Origin of the sequence: Sorangium sp. So ce128 (assembly GCF_051525245.1) — a bacterium.
Lineage (GTDB): Bacteria > Myxococcota_A > Polyangia > Polyangiales > Polyangiaceae > Sorangium > Sorangium cellulosum_B.
The window spans coordinates 3,264,932-3,282,014 of sequence record NZ_CP150313.1; the positions used below are offsets into that span (position 1 = coordinate 3,264,932).

Here is a 17,083-nt window from a genome sequence, read left to right on the forward strand (position 1 = left end):
GGACGATGACAACGATCCGAACGACCTGTCCGGTTCTTGCATTGCTGTTTGTCGTGGCCGGGTGCGGCACCACACCGGCCGTGAGCGACGCCGGCGGAGCACCGTGCGACGGCTCCGCGGCGTGTCATGACGAGGCGCCGCCGGAGTCGGTCTGTCTCGAGCGCCTCGCCGCCGATGAGCTGGTGGACGGCTGCGGCGTGTTCGTGACCAACGAATTCGGAGGCGGTGACGACGCGAACCCCGGCACGACGAAAGACAAGCCGGTGCGCACGCTCCAGCGCGCTGTCGAGCTCGCGCGCACCGGGCGCGGGCGCGTGTTCGTCTGTGCCGACGGGTTCTTCGGTCCGCTGGTGCTCCCCTCCGGGGTCGATCTCCTCGGAGGGTTCCATTGCTTCCAGTGGTGGCGTCAGGTACGCGGCATCTCCCTGCTTCAAACTACCCACGATCAAGCGATTGCCCTGACCGTCGTACCGGCGACCTCCGAGGACACGGGCGCCGCTGACGGGGTATCGAGAATCGTCGACATGGACATCGTTTCATCGGAGCCGATCGCCATGCTCGTCCAGTCGAACACCGAGGTCGAGATCCTCCGAGGCTGGCTTCGCGCCACCGCCGGGTGGGGGAGGTATCACGGCGAGGACTTGCCCGAGCCCAGCGACGCAGCCGACGGTGCCGATGGGATGTACGGCGGCGACGCGTGCTCGGCGGAGACCGTGGCCGGCGGGGCTGCTGTGATGAACCCGTGCGAGGGCGGGCTTCCGAGCGTCGGCGGCAAGGGCGGTGACGGATTGCCCGGCGGCGCCGAGGACGGGCGCGACGGCGAGCCGACCCCGACGCCGAACCCCAACAACTACGGACGGCGAGGGCTCGGGGACGTGGCCGACGTGGGCTGCACGGACGGCGACTACGGGATCTACGGCGTGCGAGGCACCGTCGGCGCCCCCGGCCAGGGCATCGGGCGCATCAGCGAGGCGGGCTGGGAAGGGGACCGGGCCGGCGACGGCGGCTGGGGCACGCCGGGCCAGGGCGGCGGCGGAGGCGGCGGCCGCAGGGGCGGGCTCGGCGTGTGCGGCGCGGCGTCCAGGGGAGGCGCCGGGGGAGGCTCGGGCGGGGCCGGCGGCTGCGGCGGCCGAGGCGGCAAGGGGGGCGGGAACGGCTACCCGAGCATCGGCATCGTCGCCCTGCACGCCAAGGTGACCGTGCGCGACAGCGAGATTGTGGTGTCCGGCGGCGGCCAGGGCGGCGACGGCGGCGAGCCCCAGCAAGGCGGACGAGGCGGGCGGGGCGCACCGGGCGGCGTGCTGGAGGACCGCTCGGCCTATTCCTGCAACGGGGGCCCCGGGGGCGACGGCGGCGAGGGCGGCTACGGCGGCCCGGGGCGCGGCGGCGACTCGATCGGCATCGCAACCCTCGACGAGGACCGGCTCACGGTCGAGAACGTCACCTTCACGCTGGCGCCGCCGGGCAAGGGCGGCATCAGCTGGGACGACCAGGGCAAGATGATCTCGGGCGAGGACGGCATCGCCGTGGAGACGCTCCGGTTTCCTGAATAGGTGGATTGGAGCTCGCCCCGCGAACCGCGCCAGTGGAAGCCGGCGGGTCCACACGCCCGGGTGCAGCGGTGGCCATGGGGTGATAGGTCGAGCACCCAAGCTCCCCGCAGGATCCGCGGCCGCCCCGTCCACGGGGCGCGCTGGCGGGAGGCGTCGGCACCTCCTCCAACACCTCGACGTCAGGCAAGGAGAGGACCTCTTGGCCGGCCGCCCGAGTTGCGCTCTCGGCACGTCTCGGAAGCGCGCGCGGAAGGCGGCTGACGGGCGGAGGGACATGGCCTGTCCGGTCGACCTGCGCCGCTACGTGGTCTCAATGCCGGCCTCGCTCGCCCCGACGAGTCTGTGGTTGAGCTTCTCGCGGTTCGCCCCCGTGGCTGCGGCAGTTCCCTCCGCGATCCAGGAGAACTGCACGCTCCGCGGGCTGTGGTGGACGACCGACCGTGCCGCTGCAATGGACCGAAGAAACGGCGCCGAGGAGTAACAACGCCGCGTAGCTCGCCGTTTCCGCATGCTCGATCCCTGTGCGACAGGCGCGGTATCCCCGATCTCTGGCGAAGTCGAGGAGGTTGCCTCCGGCGTCCCGCGCTTCGCCCGCGCAACGACTAGGCTTCTGCCGCGATGACACGCGCGAACCGCGCGTTATCGTCGGTCAGCAAGCCCTCGTAGGCTCCCGCACGTCGTCTTTGCCCGTTGTGAGTGGAGCAAACATGAGTGTCATGGTTCCACAAATAGGCCTGAGCTTGTCTTGCTGCGAAGGCGACGCATGTACTTTTTCAGTATCCATCCAGTTCTCGAGATGTCGTTGAGGTAGTCGTAGTACTCCACACGGATCCATTTGTGCTCGACCTGAACAGTAGCCACGACTTGATTCGGATACAGTTCGGCCACCTTGGCCGACTTTGTCGACTTGCCCGACATCACGTTAACGGTGCGCTCAACGACCCACATGTTGCTCGTGTCGTTGCTATCGGCGATATTGATTTCTTCAGTCAGCCTATCGACCGACGAGCGCATCTGCTTGAGCTCATCGACTTGCCGTTCGCTTGCGCGCGAAATTGCCGCACGCAATTCCACGGCGTCTTGTGTGCTGCTGTCTCCGGCGTCCTTCGCAACCTGACCGTAGTACACGGCGGCGAGGGCGCTGATCACCGCCACTACAAGCCCTAGTAAATTGATGAGTGACACCCGCTCGGTTGGCTTCGCTGCCGCGAGACGTTCAGCAAATTTTGAAGCAACAGCCTCTAACGCGACAGCAACGTGTTTCTGGATATCTTCGGGTGACGCGGATGCCGCCTGCTGGGCGAATGTTCCGACCTCTGCAATAGCGTCGACCAGGACCGATTCGCCGCGCGTGCTTTCAATCTCGCTCTCTTCATTCTCGGCCTCATCCTCCAAGAATCTTGCCACTGCTACGGCTGCACTCGTAAGGCCTACATCAAAGCGTCCGGCCAAGCCGACCGCCGCGATGGCTCCTCCAAGAGCACCCACAGAGTAACGTTCGCTCGCAAAACCAGCCATCGTTGAAAATGACTTGGTCCACGCTCGAGTCGCGTCGTCCGCACTCCCTAACCCCATGCCAGCTAATCGCGTCGATCCGGCAACGGTCTTGTGCCTCCCGCTCACAGCGTCGAGACCCATGTCCGCCTTGCGCAGCGATTCGGAAAGCGTTTTATGCGCCTCACCAATGCCGCCGAGGCCCATGCCCGCCGTGCGCATGGATTCCGAGAGGCTCTTCTGCATCCCGCTCATGCCGCCGAGGCCCATGCCCGCCGTGCGCATGGATTCCGAGAGGCTCTTCTGCATCCCGCTCATGCCGCCGAGGCCCATGCCCGCCGTGCGCATGGATTCCGAGAGGCTCTTCTGCATCCCGCTCATGCCGCCGAGGCCCATGCCCGCCGTGCGCATGGATTCCGAGAGGCTCTTCTGCATCCCGCTCATGCCGCCGAGGCCCATGCCCGCCGTGCGCATGGATTCCGAGAGGCTCTTCTGCATCCCGCTCATGCCGCCGAGGCCCATGCCCGCCGTGCGCATGGATTCCGAGAGGCTCTTGTGCGTTCCCCCGAAAAAGCCGATGCCAAAGAGGTTTTTAACTGACTTGCGGTGGGACATGTGTGCGGGTTCACTTTCAACAGTTTGTTGCTGTTCGGCCCGATCATACAGGAGTCGTCAGAGTCCGCAACCTGGTCGCCGGCCGTCGTGATTGCATTGGGAATTCCGCACGTCCGGATCTGTGGGGGGGTCGGGGGAGTCGACCCCGGTCTGCCCGATTAGGTACTCTTGCCGAGAATCTGTAGGTCGAATCGGTGCTGCGCGACTCTCGGTAGAGACCTCAAGTTGTTCTCCAAGCTATTGTCAGCCTCTGTCCGAATGTGATTGTCCGCCTTGAGATGCACCGGAGCAACATCTGTGCGCTTGCCGCTTATGTCGACGGTATAAAATTGATCTCCATTCTTCATGAGATCAAGCACTTCAGCAACGGTCTTCACAATGAGTTCTCCGTTGGGGCCCCACGGTCCGCCGACATGCGTAATAGGATCGTTAGAGCCCTCATGATCCTTGTTGCCAATGTTCGTTTCGATGCATGTAATCTGGTATGATTTCATGGGTTGACTATTCCTCCGGCTGCTATGAATGTATGGCTTCCCAAGCGCCGTCGCCTGAGCATGTGTAACCTTCTTCTTGCGTCGGCCGCAGGTTCATGTCTGCAAGGTCTCCCCTGCAACCGGTGTGGTCCACTCGACGGTAGCCACCGCAAGCGCATCGAAATGCACCGGTGGTCTCCAGCTGCTCACTGAAATCGATGCTTTTGATGTATTTGCTGGTCATCGCGGCCACGGCGTAACTCAAACAGGGACATCCGTGCGCGTCAAGGGGCACGGATGTCTCTCGTCGCCGCCACGATCTCCCTGGAGGGATCTGCCCGATGGAGCGAGCCGTGAGTGCTCGACTGCGTGCCCAACGTCGCTGTCAGCTGTGCTGCGCGACATATCTTCGCGGCTTCGCATGTAAGCTGCGAAGGAACTCGCGGCTGGCCGCGGCGAGGTCGACCTGCCCCACGCTCTGCGAGCGAAAGTGCCAGGAGCAGCCACGACCCTCGCCTGGCAGTACCTCTTCCCTGCCTCTCGCCCTTGCACCGATCCAGCGACGGGTCGACAGGTCCTCTACTAACTGCACGAATCGGCAGCGCAAAGGGCCGTGCACGATGCCGGACGGGCGACGGCGCACACTAAGCGCGCGACACGCCGTACCCTCCGCCCCAGCTTCCCGACCCACCTGATCGAGGCGGGCACCAACATCCGGACGATTCAGACACTGCTCGGGCACAAGGATGTGCGGACCACGATGATCTACACCCACATCGTTGACCGCAGCCCTCTCGGCGTGATCAGCTCTCTCGACCACTGACCGCCGCTTCCGCGTGGAACGCCTCGAACTCGGCCCCTACCTCCTCGTGCCGCCCCCACGCATCGCGGAAAAATAGCGTATCCGACGGCTGCCCCACCTTGTCAAGGAGACCAGCGCAGGACCGTGCGGCCTCTACACTGGAGAAAGACGCGGCGGGCTCTCGATGCTCTACCCCTCCGAAGCCAGAAAGTGGCCCTGCAACGGCTCCGACCGATTACCGGCGGGGCTGTTCAGGTTGCCGCAGCTTTGCCGAGTTCTCCACCACGCGGCACAGCGTCCGGAGCCGCAGTAAGGCACGTACCGACGATGAGCCAAGTAGAGGAGCGCGCGGATGGCCGCGGGTTGTCGAGGCGCGGACACCGGGCGGGGCTGCCGTGGTGAACCCGTGCGAGGGCGGGCTCCCGAGCGTCGGCGGCAAGGGCGGTGACGGATGCCCGGCCGCGCGGAGGACGGGCACGACGGCGAGCCGACCCCGACGCCGAACCCCAGCAACTACGGCGAGCGAGGACGCGGGGACGTGGCCGACGTGGGCTGCACGGACGGCGACTACGGGATCTACGGCGCGCGAGGCACGGTCGGCGCCCCCGGCCAGGGCATCGGGCGCATCAGCGAGGCGGGCTGGGAAGCGGACTGGGCCGGCGACGGCGGCGGGGGCACGCCGGGCCAGGGCGGCGGCGGAGGGGGCGGCCGCAGAGGCGGGCTCGGCGTGTGCGGCGTCCAAGGGGGGCGCCGGGGGAGGATCGGACGGGGCCGGCGGCTGCGGCGGACGAGGCGGCAAGAGGGGCGAAAACGGCTACCCGAGCATCGCCATTGTCGCGCTGCACGCCAAGGTGACCCTGCGCGACACCGAGATCGAGGCGTCCGACGGCGGCCAGGGCGGCTACGGCGGCGAGCCCCAGCAAGGCGGACGAGGCGGCCGGGGCGCACCGGGCGGCGTGCTGGAGGACCGCTCGGCCTATTCCTGCGACGGGGGCCCCGGGCGGTGCCGTCCGCGCTGCAGGAGAACTTCACGCCAATTCTCCGCCATCCTTTCAATAGCGTGAATGATCGCCGATGCCGGCCCCACGCCATAGAGCTCGCACAACGCGCTCGAAAGCGACCGGACGACCAGCTCGTTGACGCTCTTCCGACGACCAGTCACACGCGGATCGAAGTCACAACAGAACGCAATTTCCTCGGCGAAATCCTCGACGTGCCGGCCCTCCCCGCCAGCCGCCGTCCCTGCTGGGCATAGCCGCCAAGTCTTCAGAACTCCTCGTTATTGTATCCGCGAGTGGGCCTTGTTGTCCCCTGGCGGAGAGGCGGACTCAACGCGCTGCATCCACGCGCTGGCGCGGTCGTGAACGCCGCGGTGCGCCTGCGTCGTGCGTCGACCCGCTCTCATGACAGCGACAGGAGCGCCGAACCTGGTGTCACGTGACCGATACAATGAAGCGGTTGACAGCGACCGAACTCTTCTGATTTAGGACATCGGGGGGCATCATCCACATGGGGAGGGCGGGACGTGCTGTTGAAAATTGACACGGCGCTGCGGACGGACGCCAGCGCGGTGGCCGCCGATGACGGCTATGATGCCGTGATCGTGGGCACCGGGATCGCCGGCGCGATCGTGGCCAACGAGCTAAGCCGAGCCGGCAAGCGGGTGCTGCTGCTGGAGGCGGGGGCGGGGACGAACCGGTCGATCTCCGGCTATGAGTCCTATCTTGCCAACTTCTTCGCGGCGTCGTCGAAGGACAACCAGTCGCCGTTCCCGGAGAACCCGAACGCGCGGATGCCGCGCAGCCCGGAGCTCCGCAAGCTCCAGGCCGGCGAGACCGACCCGGCTCCCTACGTCGTGCAATCGGGACCCTACGTCACCGATACCAACTACACGCGCGTGTTCGGCGGGACGACCATGCACTGGGAGGCGAAGACCCCCCGCATGCTGCCGGACGACTTCAAGGTCCGCACGCTGTTCGGACAGGGGGTCGACTGGCCGCTGAGCTACGAGGACATCGAGCCCGACTACCAGGTGGCCGAGCGCGAGGTCGGTGTCTCCGCCGACGTCCGGGAGCAGACGTACCTGGGGCTCCGCTTCCCCGAAGGCTACGTGTACCCGATGAAGGGCCTGCCGCTGTCCTACCTGGACCAGAGGGTCGGCAAGGGCATCGACGGCACCGAGGTCAAGCTGCACGACCAGGCATATTCCATCCGGATCCGCGCGTACCCGCAGGCCCGCAACGGAGTTCCCAACCCCGCATACGACGGCGGCAAGGGATACGTGCCGGTGGGCGCCGTCAGCACCCATCAGGTGGAGGAGGGGGAGCGCTGCCAGGGCAACACCAACTGCGTGCCGCTCTGCCCGGTGCAGGCGCGGTATCATTCCGGCAAGACGCTGGCGAAGGCGCTCGAGACAGGGCGGGTCGACCTGATGGTCCAGGCGGTCGCCTCGAAGGTGGTGATCGATCCCGAGAGCGGGCGCGTCACCGCGCTGGAGGTCAAGGTCTACAAGGACCCGCAGTCGTCAGAGCACGAGACGGTGACCGTCAAAGGCAAGATCTTCGTGCTCGCCGCCGGCGCCATCGAGACCCCGCGGCTCCTGCTGGCTTCGGGCGTCCGGAGCAGCAGCGGGCTGATGGGCCGCAACCTGATGGACCACTCCTACCTGCTGAGCTGGGGGCTGATGCCCGAGGTCTGCGGGACCACGCGCGGCACGAGCTGCACCGGCGGCATCATCGACCTGCGCACGGGGCCATTCCGGCGGAGTCAGGCGGCCTTCAGCGTGGACATCCACAACGACGGCTGGGGGTGGGCGACGGGCTCGCCCTTCACGGATCTGGCGGAGCTCGTGGACCAGCACAACCACTTCGGGGACGAGCTGCGCCGCGGGCTCGTCGACCGCATCTCGCGCCAGCTCCTGTTCGCGTTCATGCTCGAGGTGCTGCCGAGCGAGAGCAACCGCGTCACCGTCGATCCGCGCTACACCGACCGCCTCGGCAACATGCGCCCGGTGGTCTCGTTCACGGTGCCGGAGTACACGATGCGCGGCGCCGCGTACGCGCGGCAGTTCGCCAGGACCATGTTCGCGCGCCTGGGCGTCGTGGATTTCTCCCGGTACGACCCCGGCGACTACGGCTATGTCGCCTACGAGGGCGAGGGGTACGCCATCCGGGGGGGCAACCACCTGGCCGGCACGCACATCATGGGATCGGACAAGCGCACTTCGGTCGTCGACACCGACCAGCGCTCCTGGGATCATGAAAACCTCTATCTGGTCGGCGCCGGCAGCATGCCTTCGGTCGGCACCGCCAACGTGACCCTCACCCTCGCCGCGCTCTGCTACCGGAGCACGCGCGCGATGCTCAAGCAGCTCCACTGACGGGAGGTACGCCCATGATCAACTCCAGACGCTCCGAACCTCCCGCGCCGCGGAACAAGATCGAGACCCTCGCCGAGCTGCACCATTACCTGCAGCACGCGCTCCAGCTGGAGCACGCCACGATCCCGCCGTACCTCGTGGCGCTCTACTCGATCAAGCCGGGGACCAACCCGGATGCCGTCCATATCCTGCGCGTGGTGGCGGTCGAGGAGATGCTCCACCTGACCCTCGCGGCGAACCTGCTGAACGCCGTCAAGGGCACGCCCGATCTGACGGCCAAGGGCTTCGTGCCCAGCTACCCCGCCTACCTGCCGGACGGCGAGACCGACTTCCAGGTCCACATCGCCCCCTTCGGCATCGAGGCCATCGAGACCTTCAAGAAGATCGAGCGGCCGAAGAAGGGAGGCGGGCGGCTCGTCCGCCGCGCCGCCCCGGCCGGCGCCACGGTGCTGGGCGTGAACCCCGACGACTGCGAGATGCAGTTCTATAGCATCGGCGAGTTCTACGCCGCCATCGAGGACGGCCTCGTGCGCCTGGAGGCGGAGGCGCAGGCCCGGGGCGAGACGATCTTCGTCGGCGATCGCGGGCGGCAGATCACCCCGGAGTACTACTATTCCGGCGGCGGCGAGCTGCTGCCCGTGATCGATCTGGCCAGCGCGCGCCGGGCCATCACCCTGATCATGGAGCAGGGCGAGGGCACCGAGTCCAGCATCTACGATCGGGAAAAGGAGCTGTCGCACTATTACCGCTTCGAACAGCTCACCCAGGGTCGCTACTACCAGCCGGGTGACCAGCCGGGCCAGCCGACAGGGCCGGCGTTCACCGTCGACTGGAAGGGCGCGTATCCCATCAAGACGGATGTCAAGCTGGCCGAGCTGCCGGCCGGCTCCGAGCTGTATGACATGGCGGTCGCCTTCAACCGCGCTTACGCGAAGTTCCTCGAGACGCTGACGCGGGCCTACAACGGCGAGCCGGCGCTGCTGATGAGCGCCGTGCCGCAGATGTTCGAGTTCCGCAACCTGATCACCCAGCTGATCCGCAACCCGCTGCCGAACAGCGAGTTCACCGCGGCGCCTACCTTCGAGCTCTACCCTGCCGCGGACGCCCCTGCCGCGGTCGCCGGCGCGAGCGCGGCGTCGAGCCGCCTCGATCGATTCCTCGCCTTCTCCGCGGAGGTGACCGCCTTTGCCGTGTTCGACCTGCATGGGACCGGGCAGGCCGAGGCGTATCTGAAGGCCGCCGATGATGTCGTCGGCGCCGCCGTGGTGGACGAGCTGCTCGCCATCCACGGCGGGGCGGGGCAGGGGAGCGACCGCCAGGCGCGTGACGCCTTCCTGCGCCGGGAGATCTTCGGCCACGAGAAGCTCGGGTCGATCGCCCGCAACATCATCAAGATGTGGTATTCCGGCGTCTGGTACGAGCTGCCCACGGCCTGGACCGAGGCCTACGGCCCCGCGCCGAAGGACGTGACGTTCGTTGTCTCGCCGTCCTCGTACGTGGAGGGGCTCCTGTGGACGGCGATCGGCGGTCACCCCGCCGGAGCCAAGCCGCAGGGGTTCGGGTCGTGGGCCGATCCGCCGCGCATCCCGTCCTCCGAGGACACGCCGGCGCGCCGGTCGCTGCCTGTCGTCGGCGAGCGATAGCGCGTTGCGGGGGGCGACGTGGTGTCGGGAGGGATGGGCCGATAGCGAGGCCGATCGAGGGCCCGTCGGCGAGTTCGAGGGTTGCGTCGAGCCGGTTCGGTAGGCGATAGAAGTCCCGGAGGAGGAGCGCATGGTCGGGATGGGGAGGGAGATCTGCGGCGACCTGAGGATCGCCGAAGACCGCGAGTGGCTCGTCACCAACGGCATCGGCGGCTATGGCTCCGGGACCGTGGCCGGCTCGATCACGCGCGGCTACCACGGGCTGCTCGTCGCCGCCCTCCGGCCGCCCGTCGATCGGCGGCTGATGCTCGTCAAGCTCGACGAGACCGTCACCTACCGCGGCGCGGCGTGGGACCTCGCGACCAACCGCTGGGCGAGCGGCGCGGTCGCGCCGAGCGGCTTCGTCAACATCGAGCACTTCGCGCTCGAGGGCTCGATCCCTTGCTGGCGCTACGCCTGCGCCGACGCGCTGCTCGAAAAGCGCGTCTGGATGGAGCACGGCCAGAACACGACCTACGTCGCTTACACCGCGCTCCAGGCGCGCGAGCCGTTGCGCCTCACCGCGCGCGCCATCGCCAACAACCGCGTCTTCCACAACACAGGCACCGTCGCGTGGCCGGCCGAGGTCAGCGCCGCTTCGGGCGGCGTCCGCGTCGTCACGGCCGGCGACGCGCTGCCGCTGTTCCTCAAGCTGGAAGGCGGCGCGGCCACCCCCGCGACGGAGCTCTACCGCGGCTTCGCGCTCCCGGCCGAGACGGCGCGCGGGCTCCTCGACCGCGACGACCACCTCCACGTCGCGACCTTCGAGGCGACCCTCCTGCCCGGCGAGACGGTGGTGTTCCTCGCCGCCGCCGGAGATGACACCACCGCTGTCGATCGGGAGGCCCTCCCGCGCCGCCGCGCGCGCGATCGGGCCCTCCTCTCGGCGTGGAGCGGGGCGCGGCCGTCGGGCGCGGCCGCCGCCCCCGGCTGGGTCTCGCAGCTCGTCCTCGCCGCCGACCAGTTCGTCGTGGACCGCGCGCAGACCCCCGGCGGCAGCCCCGGCAAGAGCGTCATCGCCGGTTATCCTTGGTTCGAGGACTGGGGCCGCGACACGATGATCAGCCTCCCCGGCCTCGCGCTCTCGACGGGACAGGCGAGCATCGCCGCGCCGATCCTCCGGACGTTCGCCGCCTTCGTGGATCAGGGGATGTTGCCCAACCGGTTCCCCGACGGCGCCGCGCACCCCGAATACAACACGATGGACGCCACGCTCTGGTACTTCCAGGCCATCCGCGCCTGTCACGAGGCGACCGGCGACGACGGGCTCCTGCGCGATCTGTTCCCGGTGCTGCGGGGCATCGTCGACTGGCATATCCAGGGCACGCGTTATGGGATCCAGGTTGACCCGGGCGATGGCCTGCTCCGCGGCGGGCAGGATGGCGTCCAGCTCACCTGGATGGATGCCAAGGTCGGCGATCGCGTGATCACGCCGCGCATCGGCAAGCCGGTCGAGATCAACGCCCTCTGGTACAACGCGCTGCGGGCGATGGTCGCCTTCGCCGCCCGCCTCGGAGAGCCCGCCGAGCCGTATCAGGGGATGGCGGCGAGGGCCCTCGCGTCCTTCGAGCGCTTCTGGAACGCCGCCGCGGGCTACTGCTACGATGTCCTCGACGGGCCCGCCGGCGCCGAGGCGGCGCTCCGGCCGAACCAGATCTTCGCCGTGTCGCTCCCCGAGAGCCTGCTCTCCCCCGAGCGACAGCGCGCCGTTGTCGACGCGTGTGCGCGGGCGCTCCTGACCTCGTATGGGCTGCGCTCGCTCGCCCCGTCGGATCCGGCGTATCAGGGGTTCTACGGCGGCGATCAGGAGCGCCGCGACGCCGCTTACCACCAGGGCATGGTGTGGGCCTGGCTCATCGGCCCGTTCGTCGAGGCGCACCTCCGTGTTTATGGCGATCCCGACGCAGCCCGCCGGCTGCTCGCGCCGATGGGCGACCACATCAACACCGCCGGCCTCGGCTCGATCAGCGAGATCTTCGATGGTGACGTCCCCTTCGCGCCGCGCGGCTGCATCGCTCAGGCGTGGAGCGTCGCCGAGGTGCTCCGCGCCTTCACGCTCCTCGACCAGGCGGCGTCGCCCGGATCTCTATCGCCGTGAGATCCTGATCAGTCACCCTTGCAGACGTCGGCGCAGGTGCCCGTCGCATCACTGCACGCGAAGGACGCGCAGTCCGAATCGGCGGAGCAGGGCGCGCCGGCGGCGCCGAGCGGCGCGCACGAATCGCCCTCGCACGCCGTGCCGGCCGCGCAGTCTTCGTCCGAAGCGCATGGACCGCCCGCCTGCTCGCGCGCCTGGCACGTCCCTTCTTGACTACAGCGAAGCTCTTCTTGGCAGTCGAGGCTTCCTTTGCACGGCTCCCCCATGGCGAGCCGTGGCGCGCACGTCCCCGCGTCGGGCGGTGAGGGCTGGTCGCACCGGAGCGCCTCGTCGCAGTCGAACCTCGACGAGCATGGCTCTCCGGCCGCTGCCCTCGCTTTGCACGCCGACGTCGACTGCCCGCTCGCGTCGACGGTGCGCACGCAGCGGTCCCGGGCGCAGTCCCAGTCGTTGCCGCACGTCCCGCCCTCGGGCACGGAGCCGTCCCACGCATCGCGGCAGGACGGCGTGAACTCGGCGTTCACCCCCAGAAGCACGCCCAGTACTTCAATTTCGGCACAGGGGGCGGCGTCCACCTCGGCGAGGCACGCCTCCGCCTTCTCCGGGACGAAGGTGCCCTTCACCTCGCCTCCGCTGCTGACGGCGACGAGGATCGCCTCGAGCTGCGAGGCGCACGCGTCGGCGGAGCTCGCGTCCAGGCCATGCGCGGCCCGGGTCGCCGCGTCGCAGCACGTGAATGTGCGGTCGCAGAGGGCCTTTGCATAGCTGGAGAGGAAATCGCTGCCTGTCCGCGCCCGCGCCTCGTCATCCCCGCATCCGGGCACGGCGGACATCGCGGCGGCGACGGCCGATAGGAGCGTCGCGAGCAAGACAGATCGATGCTTGTGCATGAAGAACCTCCTTGGCCCGATCGTAAAGGGATCGCCGGAGCCAGGCCAGCGTGAGTGCCATGACAAGCTTCGGAATCTTCTCGCCGGTGGGTGTCGAGATGGTTGGCTGTTACACGAGACCGAGCTGAGCCAGCGCCGGGCGAGCGCGTCTGTTGCGCCCCTTCAGTCGTCGTCCGCTCCTCCGCGCTGATCGCCCCCCCGCGCGGGCGAAAGCGGCCCGTCGCGGAGCTCTTCCAGCACCTCGGCGAGGCTCGACGCGACGTCGGCGAGCGCCGCGTTCACCCGGTCCGCGTGCGTCCTGAAGCTCAGGATGCACATCCGCAGCAGGAACCGCCCCCCGGCCACCACCCCCGTGAGCAGCACCCGCTGCTTCGCGTTCACCCGCGCGAGGAGGCGCCGGTTCAGCGCGTCGAGCGCCGGCCCGTCGTCGACGCCGGGCGGGCGCGCCCTGAAGGCGAGCAGCGACAGCTCGGGCTCCGCCACGACCTCGAGCTGCGCCATCTGCCGGAGCGCGTCGGCCGCGCCGCGCGCGAGCGTGAGCTTCTCGTCGAGCTCGGCCCGGAAGACGGAGGCCCCGTGCATCTTCAGCGGCAGCCACACCCGCAGCCCGCGCGCGTCGCGCGACAGCTCGGGGCTGACCGCGCAGAAATCCACGAGATCGTCCTCTGACTGCATCGGCGGCATGTACGACGCCGAGAGCGCGTGCGCGCGCCGCAGCGCCTCGCGATCGCGCACCGCGAGGCAGCCTGTCCCGTACGGCAAGAAGAGGCTCTTGTGCGGGTCCAGCGTCACCGAATCGGCGCGCTCGATCCCCCGCATCGCCGCGCGCCCTCGCTCGGTGAGCGCGAAGAAGCCGCCGTACGCCGCGTCGACGTGCAGCCAGAGGCGCTCGGCCTCGGCGAGGCCGGCGAGGGCGGGCAGATCGTCGATCGCGCCGGTGCCCGTCGTGCCCGCGGAGGCCACGAGCAGGAAAGGCGAGAGGCCGCGCGCCCGGTCGCGCGCAACCGCCTCCGCCGCCGCGTCGGTCCGCATGCGAAAGCGCCCGTCCACCGGGATCTCGCGCACGGCCTCCGGCGGAAAGCCGGCGAGGAGCGCGGCCTTCGTCACCGAGTGGTGCGCTTCCTCCGAGGCATAGAGGGTCCCTCGCAGGAAGTCCGGCGGGAGGCGCTCGCGGCGCGCGGTGATCACCGCGACGAGGTTCGCGAGCGAGCCGCCCGTCGTGAGGATCCCCCCGGAGCCCTCGGGCAGGCCGAGCATGGCGCAGAACCAGGCGATCACGTTCGCCTCGATCTGCACGAGCAGGGGGGCGGCCTGGAAGACGCCCACATACCTGTTCACCGCGTCCGCGATCAGATCGGCCACGGCCGCGTGAAAGAGCCCGCCGCCCGGGATGTACCCCATGTAACCGGGGGACGCCGTGTTCAGGCTCATCGGGATGAGCTTGCCGAAGAGCTTCCGGAGGAGCTTTTCATAAGGCACGCCGCGCTCCGGCAGCGGCTCGCGGAGCGAGCGCGCGACCCGCTTGCCTCCCCGCGTCGCGTGCATCGGCTGCTCCGGCAGGCTCTCGATGTGCTGTACGATGCGGTCCATCGCGAGCTCGACCATCTCGCGCATGGCGTCGCCCGGCAGCTCGAGCGGGTGGGGGCCTGACGGCGGGCGTTTCGGGCGGGCCAAGGCGCGCCATCCTACGTCATCGCGCGCTCCACGGCGGGCGGCGTTCGGGCGAAGATGTCCGGCGAGACGAGCCGGCTCGTCAGGAGGGCAACGGCCTGCGATCGACGCCCGAGCTGGGTCCTCCGCGAGCTCGCCGGAGCGTCACGCGCGTCCGTACCCTCGTTGTCCATGAACCACCACGGCGCGCATCTCGCGCTCGGCGTCTTGCTCCTTGATGGTCTCGCGCTTGTCGTGGCTCTTCTTCCCCCTCGCCAGCGCGATCTCGACCTTGGCCAGACCGCTCTTGAAGTAGAGCCGGGTGGCGACGGCGGTCATCCCCTCGCGGGCGATCGACAGGTCGATGCGCTCGATCTCGCGCCGGTGGAGGAGGAGCTTGCGCGCGCCCTTCGGCACGTGGCCGAAGGCGGCGCTGGCCATCGCGGCGATGCTCACGCCGTGCAAGAACACCTCGCCCCGGAGGACCGTGCAGAACGAGTCGGTCAGGTCGGCCTTGCCGGCGCGAAGCATCTTCACCTCGCTCCCTTTCAGGACGATCCCCGCCTCGAAGCGGTCGCCGAGGTCGTAATTGAAGCCTGCGCGCTTGTTGCGCGCGATGAGGGTCTCGCCAGGCCTGGCCTTTTCCTTCGGCACGAGGGCATCTTAACACGACACCGCCCGCGCCCCGGCGATCACGGAGCCGCGCACGCCACCCTGCGCGGCTGCCTCGAACAGCGCTGCGCGCACCGGAGCGCCCCCATTTCGCCGGCCCCTGTCAATCGCAGCGGCAGTAGAGGCACCCAGGGTGGTGCGGACCGGTTCCGCAATATCCAGCCCACCCGGTATTGCTGCACGTGCAGGGGTCATGAGGGCGGAGACAGTTGTCCAGCTTGCACGACTGGTCTGGCGCTTCGAACGGTGAATCAACGCTCGGGGTGTCCGCCGATGCGCCGTTCGCCGGAGCTTGGGCGGATGCCAGGTTGTTCGCCGCCGGCTCCTCCATGTGTGCTGCGCGGCCCGCGGCGCCCATCCCTATCGAGGAGAGAAGCGCCACAATTGAGATGATCCATCGATTGTTCATGGTCAAATCTCCTGCGCACGGCGTTTGTCGCTCATCGGTGCGCGCGATGGGAAACGTCGATAAATGCCGCATTTCTGCGACGAGCGCGCCTCGTCGACGCTTAGCAAATTGAGCGATGGCTCCCTGGCCGCAAGTGACCGCGCGAGCGCGGAGGGGGTCCGAGCGCGGATCGAGAGGGCAAAAGGGCTCCGCCGGGAAGACAGGGAGGAACCACGCGGACCATTTGTCGCAAATTGGCGATGCCACAGCGCAACCTCAGCGTCGCTCGCTTCCTCATTCGCGCAAAGCGAGGTGATCACGCCCGGCTCGGGCAGCTCGATGTCGAAGTTCAGAGCCGGCCGCCGAGCGCCGCGCCAGCGCCCTGGCACCAAGCGCCACGGCTCCCCGCTGAGCGTTCACCGACGACTTCCGCCTAGGGCATCGCAGCTCGGTCTCGCTGGCCAGCGCTCCGATCAGCCCCCGAAGAGCGCCTTTGCCTGCTCTCCCAGCACGTCCTCGCCCTTCGGGCTCAGGGCGCCTCGGAGAGCCGCGGCGTACACCTGCCCTCCGAGCACACCGCCGTCATTCCTTCCGGATACACGGGCGCGCAGGGAGGGCACGCGACGATCTCTTCGGGGCAAACGAGGGCGCCGAGATCCCCGCTCTGGTTGAGGGCGACGATGCCTTTCCCGTCGCACGACTCGCAGCACCCGACGCCGTCGCGCAGGGCGCAGTCCGCGTCTTTCGTGCATTCCGTCAGCGGGGATTCGCGCACGTCGACGACGACGCAGCGCCCGCTCTCGCATGTGGCGGCGAAGTACTGGGAGGTGCTCTCGGCCTCGCCGACCTCCGGGCATCGCTCGCACTGCGTGTCCCCGCACCCGCTGGCATTCCAGAAATCCGACACCGCGTCGCGGTGGAGGGCGACGAACGCGCTGGCGTCGACCGGGTCGCAGGAGGCGCAGCAGCGCGGCGGCGCGAGGACGCAATCGCCCGGCGCCGAGCACGCATCCATGTCCGTGGTGGTGCCCTGACAGGTCTCCAGGCACGCCGCGAGCGACTCGAAGCGGTTCGCGTTGCCCTCGCAGCCACCATAGGTGAACGGAACACACTCGCCGGTGCTGGGATCGTGCCAGTAGCTCGGGATCACCGCGTCGCAGGGGCCGGTCTCCTGCGGCAGCGTGCAACGGTCCGGCGATTCGCCGCCGGCGCCGCTGCTCGCGGCCGAGCCGCCGCCGCTGCCAGCGACCGAGCTGCTGGAGCCGCCGCCGCTGCCCGCGACCGGGCCCCCGCCGCCCGGGCCCCCGCCGCCCGATCCGCCGTCGTTCCCCGCGCCGCTGCAGGCCGCCGCGAGCATGAGAGAAGTGAGCAAGCCCAGGCCGAGGGA

10 protein-coding genes and 1 pseudogene are annotated in these 17,083 nt (G+C 68.7%); 5 read left to right on the plus strand and 6 right to left on the minus strand.

Annotated elements, in window-relative coordinates; genetic code table 11:
* The first annotated feature begins 5 nt into the window (after window positions 1-5).
* Window positions 6-1,553 carry a hypothetical protein gene (locus tag WME82_RS12780; protein ID WP_438043073.1) on the plus strand — a complete coding sequence of 516 codons (1,548 nt, stop codon included), beginning with the start codon at window positions 6-8 and terminating at the stop codon, window positions 1,551-1,553.
* 714 nt (window positions 1,554-2,267) lie between these two features.
* Here WME82_RS12780 and WME82_RS12785 read toward each other — a convergent pair.
* Window positions 2,268-3,662 carry a hypothetical protein gene (locus tag WME82_RS12785; RefSeq protein ID WP_438043074.1) on the minus strand — a complete coding sequence of 465 codons (1,395 nt, stop codon included), beginning with the start codon at window positions 3,660-3,662 and terminating at the stop codon, window positions 2,268-2,270.
* 158 nt (window positions 3,663-3,820) lie between these two features.
* A complete protein-coding gene (locus tag WME82_RS12790) occupies window positions 3,821-4,156 on the minus strand; it encodes a DUF3892 domain-containing protein (RefSeq protein WP_438043075.1) in 336 nt (111 codons plus the stop codon).
* A gap of 565 nt (window positions 4,157-4,721) precedes the next feature.
* Between WME82_RS12790 and WME82_RS12795 the strand changes: the two genes are divergently transcribed.
* From WME82_RS12795 to WME82_RS12810, 4 genes and pseudogenes are all read left to right on the plus strand, one after another.
* On the plus strand, window positions 4,722-4,958 hold the full coding sequence (locus tag WME82_RS12795; protein ID WP_438044885.1) for a tyrosine-type recombinase/integrase: 237 nt from the start codon (window positions 4,722-4,724) through the stop codon (window positions 4,956-4,958).
* Between the two features lie 1,504 nt (window positions 4,959-6,462).
* On the plus strand, window positions 6,463-8,316 hold the full coding sequence (locus tag WME82_RS12800) for a GMC family oxidoreductase (protein WP_438043076.1): 1,854 nt from the start codon (window positions 6,463-6,465) through the stop codon (window positions 8,314-8,316).
* Between the two features lie 14 nt (window positions 8,317-8,330).
* Window positions 8,331-9,440: pseudogene (locus tag WME82_RS12805) on the plus strand (ferritin-like domain-containing protein); the annotation flags it as partial.
* A 649-nt stretch (window positions 9,441-10,089) separates the two neighbouring features.
* Window positions 10,090-12,096 (plus strand): amylo-alpha-1,6-glucosidase, encoded by a 2,007-nt coding sequence (locus WME82_RS12810; protein ID WP_438043077.1) that lies wholly within the window; start codon window positions 10,090-10,092, stop codon window positions 12,094-12,096.
* A gap of 8 nt (window positions 12,097-12,104) precedes the next feature.
* Here WME82_RS12810 and WME82_RS12815 read toward each other — a convergent pair whose 3' ends face one another.
* The 4 genes from WME82_RS12815 to WME82_RS12830 all read right to left on the minus strand — a co-directional run bounded on the left by WME82_RS12815 (window position 12,105) and on the right by WME82_RS12830 (window position 17,068).
* The gene (locus WME82_RS12815) at window positions 12,105-12,986 is read right to left on the minus strand and encodes a hypothetical protein (protein ID WP_438043078.1); all 882 of its coding nucleotides are present in this window, start codon (window positions 12,984-12,986) and stop codon (window positions 12,105-12,107) included.
* Between the two features lie 162 nt (window positions 12,987-13,148).
* Complete coding sequence (locus tag WME82_RS12820) at window positions 13,149-14,660, minus strand: pyridoxal phosphate-dependent decarboxylase family protein (RefSeq protein WP_438043079.1); 1,512 nt, start codon at window positions 14,658-14,660, stop codon at window positions 13,149-13,151.
* A gap of 141 nt (window positions 14,661-14,801) precedes the next feature.
* Entirely contained in the window at window positions 14,802-15,290 is a 489-nt protein-coding gene (gene smpB / locus WME82_RS12825; RefSeq protein WP_012234932.1) for an SsrA-binding protein SmpB, read from the minus strand.
* Window positions 15,291-16,225: 935 nt separating this feature from the next.
* On the minus strand, window positions 16,226-17,068 hold the full coding sequence (locus WME82_RS12830; RefSeq protein ID WP_438043080.1) for a BPTI/Kunitz domain-containing protein: 843 nt from the start codon (window positions 17,066-17,068) through the stop codon (window positions 16,226-16,228).
* Window positions 17,069-17,083: the final 15 nt, after the last annotated feature.

Coding starts and splice junctions, on each gene's coding strand:
- WME82_RS12780 (WP_438043073.1), top strand. CDS start 6: ATGACAACGATCCGAACGACCTGTCCGGTTCTTGCATTGCTGTTTGTC.
- WME82_RS12785 (WP_438043074.1), bottom strand. CDS start 3,662: ATGTCCCACCGCAAGTCAGTTAAAAACCTCTTTGGCATCGGCTTTTTC.
- WME82_RS12790 (WP_438043075.1), bottom strand. CDS start 4,156: ATGAAATCATACCAGATTACATGCATCGAAACGAACATTGGCAACAAG.
- WME82_RS12810 (WP_438043077.1), top strand. CDS start 10,090: ATGGTCGGGATGGGGAGGGAGATCTGCGGCGACCTGAGGATCGCCGAA.
- WME82_RS12815 (WP_438043078.1), bottom strand. CDS start 12,986: ATGCACAAGCATCGATCTGTCTTGCTCGCGACGCTCCTATCGGCCGTC.